The following is a 17,289-nucleotide window of genomic DNA, read 5'->3' as shown; positions in this document are numbered from 1 at the left end:
GTCAGTGCTCCTGGGGGGGGCGTCCAATGCGGCATGGTTACAAGGGGTTTACGCTGGTCGAGCTGATGGTGACGATTGCGGTGTTGGCCATCCTGGTAACCGTGGGTATTCCCTCGTTCGTTGCCTTGATGAACAACACCAAAGCGGACACTGAGTCGACGGATTTGTATCGGGCACTCAACTATGCGCGGCTCGAGGCGATCAATAGGGGCATGAATGTGCGGGTCAGACCACAGACAGCGAACACCTGGACCAGCCAGCTGAATATCCAGTCGGTTGCCAATGGCGCCGTGGTCGATACGCTCAGGGTGATCGCCCCCATGGCCACCTCCGCCGTGGTACTTCCCAACGACCTGGCTTTTATCGAATACAGCAGTCTGGGCGCACTGGTGATGCCGGCCAGCAAGTTTGAGTTTGTCTACACGCGCGGAAGCTTCAGCAGGACTCTGGGCGTCTGTGCGAACGGTCGCATAGTGCCGACTGGGGCTTGTCCATGACTGGGCCTGCGAAACAGAAGGGTGCCAGCCTCATCGAGGTTCTGGTGTCGCTATTGGTGCTGGGCATCGGACTGCTTGGCGCGGCGGCCCTCCAGCTCAATGCCTTGAAGTTCACTGATAGCTCCACCTTGAGCAGCCAGGCCAGTTTCCTCGCCTATGACATGATGGATCGAATCCGTGCCAACCCCAATGCCAACTACGCGCTGTCCGCCCTGAGTGCCGCGCCGACCAGTGCCGGTGGTTCCACTCGCAATCAGGATCTGGTCGACTTCGCCGCCAACGTCACCGCGCTCGGGGGAGCAGATGCCGCAACCAGCAGCATCGACGTCAATGGTCGGTTGGTGACGATCACCATCAGATGGTCCGATGCTCGTGCAGCGGGCGCGTCCAATGTTTCCAACGTAGCCGGCACCGATGCCGCCGTTCAGGAGTACAAGCTCGTCAGCCGCGTGGCAATGGACAAGGACATCAAATGAGACGGAGCATGGCCGGTATCGGTCTGATCGAGCTGATGGTGGCAATGACCCTGGGTCTGGTCATCACACTGGGCGTGACGCAGATATTCCTGACGGCGAAGAACACCTACCGCTCGCAAAGCGCGGCAGCCGCTATTCAGGAGGACGCGCGGTTCATACTGAGCAAGATGATTCAGGAAGTCCGTTCCGTGGGGATGTTTGGTTGCCTGGCCACGGTGCAGGACAGCAGTAAGGAGGGGGATTTCGCCGCTGCCTTCGCGACACCTATTACCGTTACCAGATCTTCGAATGGCAATGTGGTCCTGACGCTAGTGTACGCAGATGTCGGCGAGAATGGCCCGTTGCCCACTTGGCAGATTCGTTCGGATTGTAGGTTTAGCGCGACCGCGTACACCGGCGGACAGACGCCTGCATTGACGGCAGGGCAACTGACTTTCCCCATCCGCAGGGTGGTTTACTCCTACAGCAGTAACTCGATCAATGTCGGCCCAAAGGCTGATAGCGTTTCTCCTTTGATCAACAATGTCAGCCAGTTCGATGTGACCTTCGGCATGGCCTCCAACGACGCCGACGAGTTTGCTTCCAGCTATGTGGCGACGCCTACCAACTTCGCCCTCATTCGCAGCGTGCGCATTGCTCTGAAGGTCACCGATGGCAATGCGACTGCATTGGCGAAGGAGCAGTCGTTCAGCATCGTGGCTTCCATTCGGAACCGTCTATTGTGAGGAGGCCTGCGTTGGGTTCAATTTCGATGAGGCGACGCCCTGGTCCACAGCGAGGCATGACGCTGATCATCGCGTTGGTATTTCTTCTGCTGCTGACATTGATCGGTATCTCGTCCATGCAAAACGCAACGCTGCAGGAAAAGATGGCTGGCAGTGTAAAGCTGCGCAACGAGTCCTTTCAAATGGCCGAAGCGGCGTTACGACTGGGTGAAAATGCGGTTGCAGCGTCGGGTTATACGTTGGCGGTCTGCGCCGATGTGACCCGGTGTGCGCCTCCTGTCCTGGCCAATACCGGTCTCCCCGCAGCAGGCAATGATGCCAGTTCCGGGGTGGTATGGACCGCTGCAGCCAGTGGTGGTCTGTACGGGGTTCAAAAACTGGGCATCACCAAAGACCCTGCCATTCTTGCTGCGAGTATTCCCGTGACGGAAAACGGCGTCTCATTCACGCTTTACAGAATCACGGGCGTCGGATTGCAGGGCACATCCCGTACAGTGCTGGAGACCCTCTATGCCAAGCAGCAATAAATCGATGCAGCGCCTGGCATGGTGGCGTAGCTGCCTGCTCGGTGCATTGGTGAGCAGCTATGTGGCGATGCCTGCGTATGGTTTTACGCCATCGAGTTCACCCTTGCTTAGCGCCGGCGCTGTGACCCCAAACGTGGTGCTGCTGGTGGACAACTCCGGGAGCATGAACAGTCTCATCAGATCGACTGCGTTCAATCAGTTGGACGCCCAGACAGCTGTTTACACCTGTAATGCAAACAACGACTGCCAATATGTAAACGCGCTGGACATGAGCAGCGAGAACGTTTTCTACAGCAGTTTCAACCAAGGCACCTGTACAAACAGGGGCCTGATCGGCTACAGGATGTTCTACAAATTCACTACGAACCGTCTTGTCTGCATGAAACTGCCTGATCCCGTCGGCTCGGGCAACACGCGTTACTCGGCCAACTATGTTTCCTACCTATACGACCAAGTTCCGGCCAGTAATCCAAACAGGGACTACACCGATGGTGTTGTCATTCCCAATGACTACCGAATCAACGTAGCTCGCAAGACGGCGGTCGACTTGGTAGGCGCCAATCGCAATCTTCGGATCGGTCTGGCGACGTTCAATCCGCCTGCTACCGGCAACCCTGGGCCGGGTGGCAACATTGCTCGAGCCGTCGCGGACATCTCGGCCACCTCGGACACGACCAAAGCCAACTACACCGCCTTGGTCAATGCCATCAATGGTTTGGGTGCTGTAGCAAACACGCCGCTGGCTGAAACCTACTATGAGGTTACGCGCTACTTTCGTGGCATGGCGCCATACTACAATTCATCGCCTTCAACCTATACCAGCCCCATTCAGTACCGCTGTCAAAAAAACTACGGCGTCGTGATCACCGACGGTCTGCCGACCTATGACCGTACCTTTCCCAAAGACGATCCCCTGGGCGGTAGCAACTTGCCCAACTGGGATGGGATCAGTGCGAACGACGGCAACAACATCAACGGCGACGGTGAGGGCGACACCCTCTACCTTGACGATATTGCCAAATTCGCCTATGACATCGACATGCGCTCGGGCGGTACCGACCTGGCTGGCAAAAGTTGGGACTCGAGTGATTTCGTCCAGCAGAACATGTTTACCTACACCGTGGGCTTTACGGCCAACAACGACATGCTTTCGGACGCTGCCGACTACGGCAAAGGCCAGTATTACCAAGCCACCGATGCTGCCGGACTAACGGCGGCACTGGGCTCCGCGCTCAATGCCATTTCTTCGGTCGCGGGCTCAGGTGGGGCGGGGGTTTCCAGTTCGGCAACGTTGACGACAGGCGCGCAGTATTACGAGACGTTCTACGACCCAACTGATTGGCGCGGCACGATCAAGGCGTTCAACTACAACGCCAATGGTACGGTCAACACCAGCAAGTACAACTGGAGTACCGACGATTTGATCAAGCCCGGTACGACATCGGTCTATCAATCCTGGAATACGGCCAGTAACGCCGCCGTCACGCTGGCCTTCGATAACTTCTCCACTGCACAGAAAGCATCGCTGAATGCCAATTTACCTCGCACCATTACAGGGGCTGACTTGGTAGAGTGGAGCAAGGGGACCAATAAAGCAGGATTGAAAACGCGCACGGTGCTGTTGGGCGATATCATCAACTCGCCGCTCGTCTATGCGTCCCCTACCGCCAATGCGGCCTCAGACTCAGTGGATGACAACAGCTATTCAACCTATTTGACCAACAAAGCCAAATCGATGAATCCCAACTTGCTGGTCAATACCAACGATGGGTTCGTCAATGTCATCAGCACCAGCGGTCGCCGGGTCTATGCGTACATGCCTTCGAGTGTACTGCCCAACCTGCATTACGTGGCCGACACCGATTATGTCAATGGCACGTCCCATACCTTTCTGGCCGATGGACAAATCACGGTAGCTGACGCGCCACAGGGCAAGACATGGAGAACCGTTGCTTTGGGCGGAGTCGGCGCCGGTGGCAAGGCGTTCTACGCTTTGCAGTTGTTCGACGACTCGGCAGGCAACACCATCAAGGCACTGTGGGAGATTCGTGCGCCCGATACCGCCGACACCAGCAATACTTTCAATGATCTGGGCTACGCCTATGCCAAACCGGAAGTGGGGAGATTGCAGGACGGTACCTGGGCGGCTTTCATCAGTAACGGATATGGCAGCGCTACGGGACGAGCGGCCCTCTATGTCGTGAACTTGAACACAGGGGCCTTTATCAGCAAACTCACAACACCCATCGTGAAGGCTGGAGAAACCGATAACGGTTTGTCTTCGGTCAAGTTGCGGCTGGACGCACAAGGCTATGTTCAGTATGCCTATGGCGGCGACCTCAAGGGACGGCTCTGGAAGTTTAACTTCACGACATCAACCAAAGGTGTCGATCCAACCACACCCTTGTTCACAGCCGCTGGCGAAGCCACACAACCGATCACCGCCCAACCCGTCATAGGCAACTACACCAACGGCCGCAAGTTGATTTTCTTCGGTACCGGAAAGCTCAACGAGTCGGCCGATAAAACCACCAAGAGCCCGCAAGCCTTTTACGCCATCCTGGACAGTGATGCTTCCACGACCAACTACACCCAATCGCAGTTGCAGCAGCAGACCATTACCAACATCACGGGGCAAACTGTTTACACCAGCCAGAACAGCGTCGACTACACGTCTCGTATGGGCTGGTACATGCCGCTCACCTATCAGGGCATCAATGCCGGTGAGCGCGTGATTTACGCTGCGCGTTTGATCGAGGGTCGTATCTATTTCAGTACCGCCATTCTGGATACTACGGATCCTTGCTCCAGCTCCGGTTCGGGCAAAATCATGGAGGTGGATGCCGCTACTGGTAAAATGCTCACCAACTTTGCAGTGTTTGGAAGTACGACCTCGATCAGTGGCTATACCATCAGTGGCGGATTACCCAATTTCTCTGCCTTCGTAGGCAGCGATAGCAACAGCACCGACTCACCCAGTCAAACCATCACGGTGCAGGATTCCAATGGTAACCTTTTCACCTATATCGAGCCCGGCGCCGTACAGAATCGGCGGATCATGTGGCGACAACGACAGTGAGCATGCCTATGGAAAAGCAGCAGGGTTTTACCTTGATAGAATTGATGATCGTAGTCGCCATCGTCGGCATCCTTGCCGCCATCGCCTACCCCAGCTACACCGAGTACGTGAAGCGCACGCACCGGGTGGAGATCGGCCAGGTGCTGGCCGAAGGTGCGCAGAATTTCGAGAGGGGGTTCACACGGACCGGCAGCTACGCCAACGTGCCCGACGTGGCGGGCAATGCCTGGTACAACATCGTGACGGCAAAGGACGCCACAACGTTCAGCCTGACGGCCGCGCCGAAGCCCGGCAGCATGATGGTCGGTGACAAGTGCGGCAGTTTCGTCATCAATCAAACCGGCGCGCGGACCAACACCGGCATGGCTGCCGGCAACACCTCTGCCACCTGCTGGGGCCGCTGAGCCTTCTTTGGAATCGTTTCATGTCTGACCATGTGTTGGTTGTCGGCGGCGGCGTAATGGGCCTGCTGACGGCCTACAATCTTGCTGCCCATGTGGGTCGCATTACCCTGATCGACCGCAGCGCGGTCGGCCAGGAGTCTTCCTGGGCCGGCGGTGGCATCGTTTCACCGCTGTATCCCTGGCGCTACAGCCCGGCGGTTACGGCGTTGGCGCATTGGTCGCAGGATTTCTATCCGCGCCTGGGGCAGCGCCTGGCCGTTGATACAGGCATCGACCCGCAGGTGTACACCACCGGTTTGTACTGGCTGGACCTGGACGATGAAGCCGAGGCGCTTGCCTGGGCACGGGCCAATGGTCGGCCGCTGGCGGCAGTGGATATTTCAGCTACCTACGAGGCCGTGCCGGTGCTGGGGCCCGGGTTCGGGCGTGCGATCCATATGGCCGATGTCGCCAATGTGCGCAATCCACGCTTGATCAAGGCTTTGAAAGCGGCCTTGTCGGCGCTGCCCAACGTGACGGTGCGCGAGCAGTGTGAAGTGCAGGGTTTTTTGCTCGATGGCCAGCGGGTGGTCGGCGTGCATTCAGCGCAGGGGGAGGTGCTGGCCGACGAGGTGGTGCTGACCGCGGGTGCCTGGAGCGGTGAGTTGTTGCAGACCCTGGGCATCGACTTGCCGGTGGAGCCGGTTAAGGGGCAGATGATCCTGTTCAAATGCGCAGCCGATTTTTTGCCGAGCATGGTACTGGCCAAGGGGCGCTATGCCATTCCCCGCCGCGATGGGCATGTATTGATCGGCAGCACGCTGGAGCATGCGGGCTTCGACAAGACGCCAACGGTAGAGGCGCTGAACAGCTTGCAGGCCTCGGCGGTCGATCTGCTGCCGGCCCTGGCCGAGGCCACGCCGGTGCAACAGTGGGCTGGGTTGCGTCCGGGGTCGCCGGAGGGGGTACCGTTCATTGGTGCGCTGCCGCGGCATCCGGGTTTGTGGTTGAACTGCGGTCATTACCGCAACGGGCTGGTGCTGGCGCCGGCTTCGTGTCGTCTGCTGGCCGACCTGCTGCTGGGTCGCGAAGCCGTGATCGATCCAGCCCCCTACGCGCCGCAAAACCGAATCCCCTTGTAGCAGCGGCTCAAGCCGCGTCCGGCCTCACCGCGTTCATTCAGGCACACCGCGTACACCGCCGACGCGGCTTGCGCCGCTGCTACAGGGATCGCGTCGTCCTGTAGCAGCGGCGCGAGCCGCGTCCGGCCCCACCGCGCTCATTCAGGCACACCGCGCACACCGCCGACGCGGCTTGCGCCGCTACGGGGATCGCGTTGTCTTGTAGCAGCGGCGCGAGCCGCGTCCGGCCTCGCCGTGTTCATTCAGGCACACCGCATGCACCGCCGACGCGGCTTGCGCCGCTGCTACGGGGATCGCGTTGTCTTGTAGCAGCGGCGCGAGCCGCGTCCGGCCTCGCCGCGTTCATTCAGGCACACCGCATACACCGCCGACGCGGCTTGCGCCGCTGCTACAGGGATCGCGTTGTCTTGTAGCAGCGGCGCGAGCCGCGTCCGGCCCCGCCGTGTTCATTCAGGCTCACCGCGTACACCGCCGACGCGGCTTGCGCCGCTGCTACAGGAATCGCGTTGTCCTGTAGCAGCGGCGCAAGCCGCGTCCGGCCCGGCCGCGGTCATTCGGGCATACCGCGAGCACCGCCGACGCTTCTGTTCGGGCACACCGCGTGCATCACCGATGCGTTCAATCACGCGCACCACACAAACCCTGTAGCAGCGGCGCGAGCCGCGTCCGGGTTTGACGCGGTGGCACGGAATCAATCCAGGCCCAGCTTTTTCAGGCGGTAGCGCATCGAGCGGAACGACATGTTCAACCGCTGCGCCGCTGCCGTGCGGTTCCAGCGGGTTTCTTCCAGCGCTTGCAGGATGAGCTTGCGCTCGACGCTTTCCAGGTAGTCTTCCAGGTTGTCGACCTGGGCCAGGCTAGGTTCGCCGGACTCCACGCTGACTGCCGTTTCGCTCAGGCGCAGGTCGCTCGCTTCGATGCGATCGTCTTCGCACAGGGTGTAGGCCCGTTCGAGCATGTTTTCCAGTTCGCGCACGTTGCCCGGAAAGCGGTAGCCCTTGAGGGTTTCCAGTGCCGCTGGGGTCAACTGCGCGGGCGGCAGGCCACTGCCCTGCGCCAGGCGTGCCAGCACGCTGGCAGCCAGCAGCGGAATGTCTTCACGGCGCTCGCGCAGGCAGGGCACGCGAAGCTCGATCACGTTGAGTCGGTAGTAGAGGTCCTGGCGAAAACGCTGCGCCGCCACCTCGGCTGCGAGGTCCTTGTGGGTCGCGCTGAGAATGCGCACATCGACCACGTTTTCGGTCTGCCCACCCACGGCGCGCACGGCCTTTTCCTGGATGGCGCGCAGCAGCTTCACCTGCATGGTCAACGGCAGGTCGGCCACTTCGTCGAGAAACAGCGTGCCGCCATTGGCTGCCTGAAACAGCCCCGGCTTGTCTTCGGTGGCACCGGTGAAGCTGCCCTTGCGATGGCCGAAGAATTCGCTCTCCATCAGCTCGGCGGGGATGGCCCCGCAGTTGACCGGAATGAACGGCCGATCCGCCCGCGGGCCCTGTTCGTGAATCAGCCGGGCGACCAGCTCCTTGCCGCTGCCCGACTCACCGCTGATGTAGACCGGCGCCTGACTGCGTGCCAGCCGGCCGATCTGCTTGCGCAGCCCCAGCATGGGTGGCGAGTCGCCAAGCAGGCGCTGGTCGATGCTCGGTTCCTTGCCGACCGGGGCGGGCGCCGGCATGCGCAGCGCGGTGCCGACCAGCTCGCGCAGGCGCGGCAGGTCGACCGGCTTGGTGAGGAAATCGAAGGCACCGGCCTTGAGCGCATTGATGGCGGTGTCCAGGCTGCCGAACGCGGTGATCATCGCCACCGGCACATGCGGGTAGCGCTGCTGGATGAACTGCACCAGCTCAAGACCGGTGCCGTCGGGCAGGCGCATGTCGGTCAGGCACAGGTCGAACGATTCGCGACCCAGCCATTCGCGGGCCTCGTTGACGTCGCGTGCGCTGCGGGTTTCCAGTTTCATGCGGCCGAGGGTGATCTCCAACAGTTCGCGGATGTCCGGCTCGTCATCCACGATCAGAATTTTTTGCCTGGCGCTCATAGTCATCCCTGTTTGCGCGGGTGGGCGAAGGTGATGCGCATGCAGCTGCCCCCTTTTTCACGTGCTCTGTAGTCTAGGTGGGCCTGGTTGCTTTCGCACAGCTCGCGGGAAATATACAGGCCCAGCCCGGTGCCGTTGCTTTCGGTGGTGAAGAAAGGCTCGAACATGTGCTGCAACTGATCGGCGGCAAAGCCCGGCCCATCGTCCAGCACCTCGAGGATCGGCAGGCCGTCGGTCGGCTCCACGAAAAGATTCAACCAGACCTGCGCGCGACCCTGTTGCTGGGCGCTGTAGCGCAGGCCGTTTTCCACCAGATTGTTCAATACCTGGGTCAGCTGGTTGGCATCCATGCGGGTTTCCAGGGTGCCGTCGCTGACATACATGTGCAGTTGCTGGCCCGGGCGCGCGGTGGTGCGAAAGTCACTGACGAAGTTTTCCAGCCACGCCTTGAGGTCCAGCGGGTGCGGTGCGCTGGGGCGCCGGCGCGACAGCTGCAGCACGTTCTCGATGATCAGGTTCATGCGCTTGCATTGATCCTGAATGATCTGCGTCAGACGCCGGTCGGCTACCGGCAGGTCTTCGGATTCCTGCAGCAATTGCCCGGCATGGCTGATGGCGCCCAGCGGGTTGCGGATCTCGTGGGCGATACTGGCCGTGAGGCGGCCGAGCGCGGCCAGCTTGAGTTGCTGGGCCTGCTGCGCGATCTGCGACAGGTCTTCGAGAAACACCAGGGTCTGCTGCTGTTCACCGCCGCGACGCAGGGCAATGAAGCTGGCCTGGATCGACGGCCCGGTAGGGGAGAACTTGAGGCTTTTCACGCGCAGGGCAGGGTTGGTCTGCCACTGCAGCAACCGTTCGATCAGGTCGGGTGAGTGGACGGCGATCAGCTCACCATTGAGTGTCATGCGGCCAAAAAGCCCCAAGGCGCCCTGGTTGGCCAGTTGCACCCGCAGTTCGGTGTCCAGCACCAGGATGCCGGTGCGCATGCGCTGCAGAATCAGCGCGTTCAGGGCTTCCAGACTGGTGACGTCGCTGGCGCGCTGCTCGGCCAGGTTCTCACTGGTGCGCAGCAGGCGACTGAGGCCTTGAACCACGAACCACACGGCGAAGCAGAGCACACCCAGAGTGCTGGCCTGCAGGTAGTCGTTGGCGGCAGTGGGGCGCGAGATGCTCAGGTAGAACGTCAGGTAGATGATGCCGATGGTGGCCAGCGCGGCGATCAACAGGCCCAGGCGGTTGCGCAGCAGCAGATTGCCCATGGCCACCGAGGCGATCATCAGGTTGCCGATACCGCTGGGTGTACCGCCGCCGGCGTAGAACAGGCCCGCGAGCATGATCACGTCGGCAGTGGCCAGGCTGAACACCGGCAAGACCCGACGCGGGTTGCCCATCAGCACCACGACCAGGATGTTGAGGATCAGGTACAGCCAGCTGCCGGCGCGAAACAGTTCGCCATCGGCCACTTCCAGCAGGCGGTTGTCCATGTTGCTGGAAATCAGCAGGACCAGCGACAGGCCGATGGTCAAGCGGTAGAGGTGGTACAGGCGCAGCATCCGCTGCGCCTGGGCGCCGCCGAGAAACTGCGCTTCAGCGGGCACCGTTGCCGGGCCCTTGCTCCAGGTGCGGCTTGCTGCAATACCAGTGGCTGTCGCGGCGCAGCGCGCTGTCTTCTGGCAGATGCACGCCGCACTGGGCGCATCGAACCATGCTCAGCGATGCCGGCTTGTCATCCTGGCGAGGCGCGCGCGCCGGGTTCTTGAATTTGCGCCACAGCCAAATGGCGGCGAACACGACGGCGATCCAGAAAATCAGGCGAATCATGGGATGGTCAGCTTTGCCAGGGGAGATGGCGCAGTGTAGGAGCGCGCCCGATGCGGAGCAAGCGGCGAAAAAAAAGGGGCCGTCAGGCCCCTTTTTTCAATGCAACCCAGCTTCAGTCGAACAGACCGAAGGTGGCGTAGCTGAACCATGAACGGCTCTTGCCTTCTTCGGCGTTTGGCTGCTGCTGGTCGGCGGTGCCGCCGTCTTCAGGTGGCAGCAGTTCTTTCGGAATGGCGTCGCGCGCTTCCTGATACTGACGCTGCACATCCTGGTTGGCGCGGGTTTCGCCCGGCGGCAGCGGGTCGGTGTTGTTGCCGATCCAGCCCAGGGTAGCCTTGGAGATCCATGAGCGGTTGTCGGCTTCGTCCTGCTGGGGCACGAACTTGCCGTCTTCCAGGCTCGGGTGATCCGGGTAGTTGGTTTTCAGGGTGTCGAGGCTGGTCGCGGCCAGGTCATCCAGGTGCAGACGCATGTAGGCTTCGGTCATCACCGCCAGGCCGTCGCCGACGGACGGCGTTTCCTGGAAGTTTTCCACCACGTAGCGGCCACGGTTGGCAGCAGCGACGTAGGCCTGACGGGTCAGGTAGTAGTCAGCCACGTGGATCTCGTAGGACGCCAGCAGGTTGCGCAGGTAGATCATGCGCTGCTTGGCATCGGGCGCGTAGCGGCTGTTGGGGTAGCGGCTGGTGAGCTGGGCGAACTCGTTGTAGGAGTCGCGGGCAGCACCCGGGTCACGCTTGGTCATGTCCAGCGGCAGGAAGCGCGCCACCAGGCCACGGTCCTGGTCGAACGAGGTCAGGCCCTTGAGGTAATAGGCATAGTCGACGTTCGGGTGCTGCGGGTGCAGGCGAATGAAACGCTCGGCAGCCGACTTCGCCGCTTCCGGCTCGGAGTTCTTGTAGTTGGCGTAGATCAGCTCGAGCTGCGCCTGGTCGGCATAGCGGCCGAACGGATAACGCGACTCCAGCGCCTTGAGCTTGGCCGTGGCACTGGTGTAGCTATTGTTGTCCAGGTCGGCCTGCGCCTGCTGGTACAGCTCGACTTCGCTGAGGTTTTCATCGACCACTTCCTTGGTCGAAGAACAGGCCGCGGTGAATCCGAGGATGGCGATCAGCAGCAGGTGTTTCACTTGCATGGCGGCTAGCGTCCCTATAAACGGCCGCTGTCTCGGGCGTGGCCGTCCTGTTATGATGAGCACCCCGTGGAACCACCGGGGCAAAAGACGCCGTATTTAACCACAAGCGTGCAGCCGAAACCAAAGGCTGTGCCGCCGCCTAGTCCGAGCATGTCCGAGATCATACAACTTCGCGCAGAGGTACCGTCCGATTTGGGCGGACAACGCCTCGACCAAGTCGCCGCCCAATTATTCGCTGAGCACTCGCGCTCGCGCCTTTCCGCCTGGATAAAAGAGGGCCGCCTGACCGTGGACGGGGGCGTTCTGCGCCCGCGCGATACCGTGCATGGCGGTGCCCTGCTCGAGCTCAATGCCGAACAGGAAGCCCAAGGTGAATGGGTGGCCCAGGACATCGATCTGGACATCGTCTACGAAGACGACCAGATCCTTGTCATCAACAAGCCGGCCGGCCTGGTGGTCCATCCGGCCGCCGGCCACGCCGACGGCACGCTGCTCAACGCACTGCTGCACCACGTGCCGGACATCATCAACGTGCCGCGTGCCGGCATCGTCCACCGCCTGGACAAGGACACCACCGGTCTGATGGTGGTGGCCAAGACCATTCAGGCGCAGACGCAGCTGGTGACCCAACTGCAGAGCCGCTCGGTCAGCCGCATCTATGAATGCATCGTGATCGGCGTGGTTACCGCAGGCGGCAAGATCAACGCGCCGATCGGTCGGCACGGCCAGCAGCGCCAGCGCATGGCGGTGATGGAAGGCGGCAAGCAAGCCGTCAGCCACTATCGCGTGCTCGAGCGTTTCCGCTCCCACACCCATGTGCGGGTCAAGCTGGAAACCGGTCGGACCCACCAGATCCGCGTGCACATGTCGCACATCAACTTCCCGTTGGTGGGCGATCCGGCCTACGGCGGCCGCTTCCGCATTCCCCCTGCGGCCAGCGCCACCATGGTCGATGCGTTGAAAACCTTCCCGCGCCAGGCCCTGCATGCGCGCTTCCTCGAGCTGGATCATCCGACGACCGGTGAGCGCATGGGCTGGGAATCGCCCTTGCCCGACGACTTCGTCTGGCTGCTGTCGCTGCTCAAGCAGGATCGCGAGGCCTTCATCGGGTGACCACGTTCGCGCAGGGCCTGCTGTTTCCCGACTGGCCGGCTCCGGCGTCGGTGAGGGCCTGCGTGACCACCCGTGAAGGCGGCGTCAGCCCGGCGCCGTATGCCAGTTTGAACCTGGGCGCGCATGTGGGCGACGATCCACAGTGCGTGGTGCAGAACCGCCTGCGTCTGACTGCCCACTTCGGTATCCTGCCGGCCTGGCTGAGCCAGGTGCATGGGATCCGTGTGGTCGAGGCCGACCCGAGCCGCGTGCTCGAGGCGGATGCGAGCTGGACCACCACCCCCGGCATTGCCTGTACCGCCATGACTGCCGATTGCCTGCCTGCGTTGTTCTGCAACCAGGCAGGTACCCGCGTGGCAGCGGCCCACGCCGGGTGGCGCGGGTTGGCGGCCGGGGTGCTGGAAGCCACTGTCGATGGTTTCCAGCAACCGCCCGGGCAACTGATGGCCTGGCTGGGGCCAGCCATCGGTCCGCGTCGGTTCGAGGTCGGCGCCGAGGTGCGTGAGGCGTTCATGGTCACCCACCCGCAAGCGGGTGAGGCATTCGTGCCAGGTGCTGCGCCTGGCAAGTTCCTGGCTGATATCTATGCCTTGGCGCGGATTCGCCTCGCTGCGGTGGGGGTGACGGCGGTGTATGGCGGGGGGATGTGTACCGTGGAAGATGAGCGGTTCTTTTCCTATCGTCGCGCGTCGGTCACCGGGCGCTTCGCTTCACTGGTGTGGCTGGAACCCTAGCTTCGCAGCCGATGGCCCCTTCGCGGGCAGAGCCCGGCTCCCACACTGGGCTCGCTGAGAGGCCATCAATCTGCATTTGTGGGAGCGGGGCTCTGCCCGCGAAGAGGCCGGCACTGACACAACCTATCTAGATCTGCAACCCCCGTCCTTGAATCTTCACCAACACCCCCCATCTAACTGTCATCCCCGGCAGGTTTTCTTCATCAGGTGTGTCCATCGCTCCGGCCTGCCCCTTTTCAGGAAGGTGACTCATGCGTATAGACCGTTTGACCAGCAAGCTTCAACTCGCGTTATCCGACGCACAATCCCTGGCCGTTGGCATGGACCATCCGGCCATCGAACCGGCGCATCTGATGCAGGCGCAGCTCGACCAGCAGGGCGGTTCGATCCGTCCGTTGCTCATGCAGGTGGGCTTCGACGTCAACAGCCTGCGCAAGGCGCTGAGCAAAGAGCTCGACCAGCTGCCGAAAATCCAGAACCCGACCGGCGACGTCAACATGTCCCAGGACCTGGCGCGCCTGCTCAACCAGGCCGACCGGCTGGCGCAGCAGAAGGGCGATCAGTTCATCTCCAGCGAACTGGTGCTGCTGGCGGCCATGGACGACAACAGCAAACTGGGCAAGCTGCTGTTGGGCCAGGGCGTCAGCAAGAAGGCGCTGGAAAATGCCATCAGCAACCTGCGCGGTGGCGAGGCGGTCAACGACCCCAACGCCGAGGAGTCGCGCAAGGCCCTGGAAAAATACACCGTCGACCTGACCAAGCGCGCCGAGGAAGGCAAGCTCGACCCGGTGATCGGCCGTGACGACGAGATCCGTCGGACCATCCAGGTGCTGCAGCGCCGCACCAAGAACAACCCGGTACTGATCGGTGAGCCCGGTGTGGGCAAGACTGCCATCGCCGAAGGCCTGGCCCAGCGCATCATCAATGGCGAAGTCCCCGATGGCTTGCGCGGCAAACGCCTGCTCAGCCTGGACATGGGCGCGCTGATCGCCGGCGCCAAGTTTCGCGGCGAGTTCGAGGAGCGCCTGAAATCGCTGCTCAATGAGCTGTCCAAGCAGGAAGGGCAGATCATTCTGTTCATCGACGAACTGCACACCATGGTCGGCGCCGGCAAAGGCGAAGGCTCGATGGATGCGGGCAATATGCTCAAGCCGGCACTGGCCCGTGGCGAGCTGCACTGCGTAGGTGCCACCACGCTCAACGAGTACCGCCAGTACATCGAGAAGGATGCCGCCCTGGAGCGGCGCTTCCAGAAGGTGCTGGTCGAGGAGCCGAGCGAGGAAGACACCATCGCCATCCTGCGTGGCCTCAAGGAGCGCTACGAGGTTCACCACAAGGTGGCCATCACTGACGGCGCGATCATCGCGGCAGCCAAACTCAGCCATCGCTATATCACTGACCGCCAGTTGCCCGACAAGGCCATCGACCTGATCGACGAGGCGGCCAGCCGCATCCGCATGGAGATCGACTCCAAGCCCGAAGTGCTCGACCGCCTGGAGCGCCGTCTGATCCAGCTCAAGGTCGAGTCCCAGGCCTTGAAGAAAGAGGATGACGAGGCCGCGATCAAACGTCTGGAAAAGCTGACCGAGGAAATCAACCGACTGGAGCGCGAATACGCCGACCTGGAAGAGATCTGGACCTCGGAAAAAGCCGAAGTGCAGGGGTCGGCGCAGATTCAGCAGAAGATCGAACAATCGCGGCAAGAACTGGAAGCAGCGCGTCGGCGCGGCGACTTGAGCCGTATGGCCGAGTTGCAGTACGGGGTCATCCCCGATCTGGAACGCAGCCTGCAGATGGTCGACCAGCACGGCAAAAGCGAGAACCAGTTGCTGCGCAGCAAGGTGACCGAGGAAGAAATCGCCGAGGTGGTTTCCAAGTGGACGGGGATTCCCGTGTCGAAGATGCTCGAAGGCGAGCGCGACAAGCTGCTGAAGATGGAGAGCCTGTTGCACCAGCGCGTGATCGGCCAGGAAGAGGCCGTGGTGGCGGTGTCCAACGCAGTGCGGCGCTCGCGTGCCGGATTGTCCGATCCCAACCGCCCCAGCGGCTCGTTCATGTTCCTCGGCCCGACCGGTGTGGGCAAGACCGAACTGTGCAAGGCGCTGGCCGAGTTTCTCTTCGATACCGAAGAAGCAATGGTGCGCATCGACATGTCCGAGTTCATGGAGAAGCATTCGGTCGCTCGCCTGATCGGTGCGCCACCCGGCTACGTTGGCTATGAAGAGGGCGGCTACCTGACCGAAGCGGTGCGTCGCAAACCGTACTCGGTGTTGCTGCTCGATGAAGTCGAAAAGGCTCACCCGGACGTGTTCAACGTGCTGTTGCAAGTGCTGGAAGATGGCCGTCTGACCGACAGTCACGGACGTACCGTGGACTTCCGCAACACCGTGATCGTCATGACTTCGAACCTGGGGTCGGCGCGCATCCAGGAGCTGGTCGGCGACCGCGAGGCGCAGCGCGCGGCGGTCATGGATGCGGTCACCAGCCATTTCCGGCCCGAGTTCGTCAATCGGATCGACGAGGTGGTGATCTTCGAGCCGCTGGCGCGCGACCAGATCGCCGGGATCACGCAGATCCAGCTGGCCCGCTTGCGCAGCCGTCTGGCCGAGCGCGACCTGAGCCTGGAGCTGAGCGATGAGGCGCTGGATAAGCTGATCGCGGTGGGCTACGACCCGGTGTATGGCGCGCGTCCGTTGAAGCGTGCGATCCAGCGCTGGATCGAGAACCCGCTGGCACAGCTGATTCTCTCGGGCAAATTCCTGCCAGGGACATCAGTGCAGGCGTCGGTGGTGGATGATGAGATTGTGTTTGCTTGAGTGATGAGTGGCGGTGAGGGCCTCTTCGCGGGCAGAGCCCGCTCCCGCGGGCGCTCACGTCATTGTGGGAGCGGGCTCTGCCCGCGAAGAGGCCCTCACTAACCCACCCCATTGATTTGCCGTTGCATTTTCGTTTCAAGGCTTGTAAAGTGCGCCCCGCTGTACGTCATCCCGCAGAGCCACTGGCTTCACCGGTTCTGAAAAAAAGTTGCAAATCAGTGTCTTGAAAGCAATTTAAAGGGTTGACAGAGGTTTTGAAAATTGTAGAATAGCGCGCCTCAGAGACATGAACGCAGCGATGCGAACGGGTCGAAGAGTTCAAGGCGGTAGTGATACAGGCTTGAAGCTGCAGCGGTTGTAGATGTACTGAAATTGATAGTTCCGTGATAGCTCAGTCGGTAGAGCAAATGACTGTTAATCATTGGGTCCCAGGTTCGAGTCCTGGTCACGGAGCCAAATTTCATATCGGGGTATAGCGCAGTCCGGTAGCGCGCCTGCTTTGGGAGCAGGATGTCAGGAGTTCGAATCCCCTTACCCCGACCATATTTGGGTCGTTAGCTCAGTTGGTAGAGCAGTTGGCTTTTAACCAATTGGTCGTAGGTTCGAATCCCACACGACCCACCATTTTTGATTCCGGTTCGCTGGATCGAATCTTAAAAAGCCCCACCGATTAACACCGGTGGGCAGCAGAAAAGGCGCCTTCCGGGGTGCCTTTTTTGTACCGGGGTATAGCGCAGTCCGGTAGCGCGCCTGCTTTGGGAGCAGGATGTCAGGAGTTCGAATCCCCTTACCCCGACCATATT

General features: G+C 61.3%; 14 protein-coding genes and 4 tRNA genes. 14 read left to right on the top strand and 4 right to left on the bottom strand.

The annotated features are described in order from the left end of the window. Positions 1 to 26 precede the first annotated feature (26 nt). Genes IFT44_RS09750 through thiO form a run of 7 tightly spaced genes read left to right on the top strand, consistent with a single transcriptional unit; the run spans position 27 to position 6,829 of the window. Positions 27 to 497, top strand: coding sequence for a GspH/FimT family pseudopilin (locus tag IFT44_RS09750; RefSeq protein WP_192175821.1), 471 nt, complete (start codon positions 27 to 29; stop codon positions 495 to 497). Beyond that, on the top strand, positions 494 to 973 hold the full coding sequence (gene pilV / locus IFT44_RS09745; protein WP_192175820.1) for a type IV pilus modification protein PilV: 480 nt from the start codon (positions 494 to 496) through the stop codon (positions 971 to 973). The genes IFT44_RS09750 and pilV overlap by 4 nt, the downstream gene beginning before the upstream one ends. After that, on the top strand, positions 970 to 1,698 hold the full coding sequence (locus IFT44_RS09740; RefSeq protein WP_192048619.1) for a PilW family protein: 729 nt from the start codon (positions 970 to 972) through the stop codon (positions 1,696 to 1,698). Before pilV ends, IFT44_RS09740 begins: the two co-directional genes overlap by 4 nt. Positions 1,699 to 1,754: 56 nt before the next feature. Continuing rightward, the gene (locus IFT44_RS09735) at positions 1,755 to 2,225 is read left to right on the top strand and encodes a pilus assembly PilX family protein (RefSeq protein WP_244650930.1); all 471 of its coding nucleotides are present in this window, start codon (positions 1,755 to 1,757) and stop codon (positions 2,223 to 2,225) included. Beyond that, complete coding sequence (locus tag IFT44_RS09730) at positions 2,209 to 5,304, top strand: pilus assembly protein (RefSeq protein ID WP_192175819.1); 3,096 nt, start codon at positions 2,209 to 2,211, stop codon at positions 5,302 to 5,304. Before IFT44_RS09735 ends, IFT44_RS09730 begins: the two co-directional genes overlap by 17 nt. Positions 5,305 to 5,306: 2 nt before the next feature. Next, positions 5,307 to 5,708: a type IV pilin protein gene (locus IFT44_RS09725; RefSeq protein WP_274604400.1), complete on the top strand. Its 402-nt coding sequence runs from the start codon at positions 5,307 to 5,309 to the stop codon at positions 5,706 to 5,708. 20 nt (positions 5,709 to 5,728) lie between these two features. After that, positions 5,729 to 6,829: a glycine oxidase ThiO gene (gene thiO, locus IFT44_RS09720; protein ID WP_192175818.1), complete on the top strand. Its 1,101-nt coding sequence runs from the start codon at positions 5,729 to 5,731 to the stop codon at positions 6,827 to 6,829. Between the two features lie 691 nt (positions 6,830 to 7,520). Here thiO and IFT44_RS09715 read toward each other — a convergent pair. The 4 genes from IFT44_RS09715 to IFT44_RS09700 form a co-directional block, all read right to left on the bottom strand. Beyond that, complete coding sequence (locus tag IFT44_RS09715; RefSeq protein WP_192137706.1) at positions 7,521 to 8,867, bottom strand: sigma-54-dependent transcriptional regulator; 1,347 nt, start codon at positions 8,865 to 8,867, stop codon at positions 7,521 to 7,523. A 2-nt stretch (positions 8,868 to 8,869) separates the two neighbouring features. After that, positions 8,870 to 10,465, bottom strand: a complete 1,596-nt coding sequence (locus tag IFT44_RS09710) for a sensor histidine kinase (RefSeq protein WP_446730946.1) — start codon at positions 10,463 to 10,465, stop codon at positions 8,870 to 8,872. After that, positions 10,455 to 10,688, bottom strand: a complete 234-nt coding sequence (locus IFT44_RS09705) for a PP0621 family protein (protein WP_122475309.1) — start codon at positions 10,686 to 10,688, stop codon at positions 10,455 to 10,457. The genes IFT44_RS09710 and IFT44_RS09705 overlap by 11 nt, the downstream gene beginning before the upstream one ends. A 112-nt stretch (positions 10,689 to 10,800) precedes the next feature. Further along, the gene (locus IFT44_RS09700) at positions 10,801 to 11,823 is read right to left on the bottom strand and encodes an outer membrane protein assembly factor BamD (protein WP_185795218.1); all 1,023 of its coding nucleotides are present in this window, start codon (positions 11,821 to 11,823) and stop codon (positions 10,801 to 10,803) included. 150 nt (positions 11,824 to 11,973) lie between these two features. Between IFT44_RS09700 and rluD the strand changes: the two genes are divergently transcribed. The 7 genes from rluD to IFT44_RS09665 all read left to right on the top strand — a co-directional run bounded on the left by rluD (position 11,974) and on the right by IFT44_RS09665 (position 17,285). After that, a complete protein-coding gene (gene rluD, locus IFT44_RS09695; protein WP_122475306.1) occupies positions 11,974 to 12,936 on the top strand; it encodes a 23S rRNA pseudouridine(1911/1915/1917) synthase RluD in 963 nt (320 codons plus the stop codon). Next, on the top strand, positions 12,933 to 13,670 hold the full coding sequence (pgeF, locus tag IFT44_RS09690) for a peptidoglycan editing factor PgeF (RefSeq protein ID WP_192175817.1): 738 nt from the start codon (positions 12,933 to 12,935) through the stop codon (positions 13,668 to 13,670). Before rluD ends, pgeF begins: the two co-directional genes overlap by 4 nt. Positions 13,671 to 13,921: 251 nt before the next feature. Continuing rightward, positions 13,922 to 16,486, top strand: a complete 2,565-nt coding sequence (gene clpB, locus IFT44_RS09685; RefSeq protein ID WP_122795378.1) for an ATP-dependent chaperone ClpB — start codon at positions 13,922 to 13,924, stop codon at positions 16,484 to 16,486. Between the two features lie 380 nt (positions 16,487 to 16,866). Beyond that, positions 16,867 to 16,942 (top strand) — tRNA-Asn (locus IFT44_RS09680). A 10-nt stretch (positions 16,943 to 16,952) separates the two neighbouring features. After that, a tRNA-Pro gene (locus IFT44_RS09675) sits at positions 16,953 to 17,029 on the top strand. 5 nt (positions 17,030 to 17,034) lie between these two features. Then, positions 17,035 to 17,110, top strand: a tRNA-Lys gene (locus IFT44_RS09670). Positions 17,111 to 17,208: 98 nt separating this feature from the next. Beyond that, positions 17,209 to 17,285, top strand: a tRNA-Pro gene (locus tag IFT44_RS09665). Positions 17,286 to 17,289: the final 4 nt, after the last annotated feature.

The sequence above is a fragment of the Pseudomonas sp. CFBP 13710 genome (assembly GCF_014842235.1).
GTDB lineage: Bacteria > Pseudomonadota > Gammaproteobacteria > Pseudomonadales > Pseudomonadaceae > Aquipseudomonas > Aquipseudomonas baltica.
This window is presented reverse-complemented; position numbering and strand designations above follow the sequence as displayed.

Bases quoted from the DNA above. Each gene is read 5' to 3' on its own strand.
- pilV (WP_192175820.1), top strand. From the start codon at position 494: ATGACTGGGCCTGCGAAACAGAAGGGTGCCAGCCTCATCGAGGTTCTG.
- IFT44_RS09750 (WP_192175821.1), top strand. From the start codon at position 27: ATGCGGCATGGTTACAAGGGGTTTACGCTGGTCGAGCTGATGGTGACG.
- IFT44_RS09700 (WP_185795218.1), bottom strand. From the start codon at position 11,823: ATGCAAGTGAAACACCTGCTGCTGATCGCCATCCTCGGATTCACCGCG.
- IFT44_RS09705 (WP_122475309.1), bottom strand. From the start codon at position 10,688: ATGATTCGCCTGATTTTCTGGATCGCCGTCGTGTTCGCCGCCATTTGG.
- IFT44_RS09740 (WP_192048619.1), top strand. From the start codon at position 970: ATGAGACGGAGCATGGCCGGTATCGGTCTGATCGAGCTGATGGTGGCA.
- IFT44_RS09725 (WP_274604400.1), top strand. From the start codon at position 5,307: ATGCCTATGGAAAAGCAGCAGGGTTTTACCTTGATAGAATTGATGATC.
- IFT44_RS09730 (WP_192175819.1), top strand. From the start codon at position 2,209: ATGCCAAGCAGCAATAAATCGATGCAGCGCCTGGCATGGTGGCGTAGC.
- thiO (WP_192175818.1), top strand. From the start codon at position 5,729: ATGTCTGACCATGTGTTGGTTGTCGGCGGCGGCGTAATGGGCCTGCTG.
- clpB (WP_122795378.1), top strand. From the start codon at position 13,922: ATGCGTATAGACCGTTTGACCAGCAAGCTTCAACTCGCGTTATCCGAC.
- rluD (WP_122475306.1), top strand. From the start codon at position 11,974: ATGTCCGAGATCATACAACTTCGCGCAGAGGTACCGTCCGATTTGGGC.
- IFT44_RS09735 (WP_244650930.1), top strand. From the start codon at position 1,755: ATGACGCTGATCATCGCGTTGGTATTTCTTCTGCTGCTGACATTGATC.
- IFT44_RS09715 (WP_192137706.1), bottom strand. From the start codon at position 8,867: ATGAGCGCCAGGCAAAAAATTCTGATCGTGGATGACGAGCCGGACATC.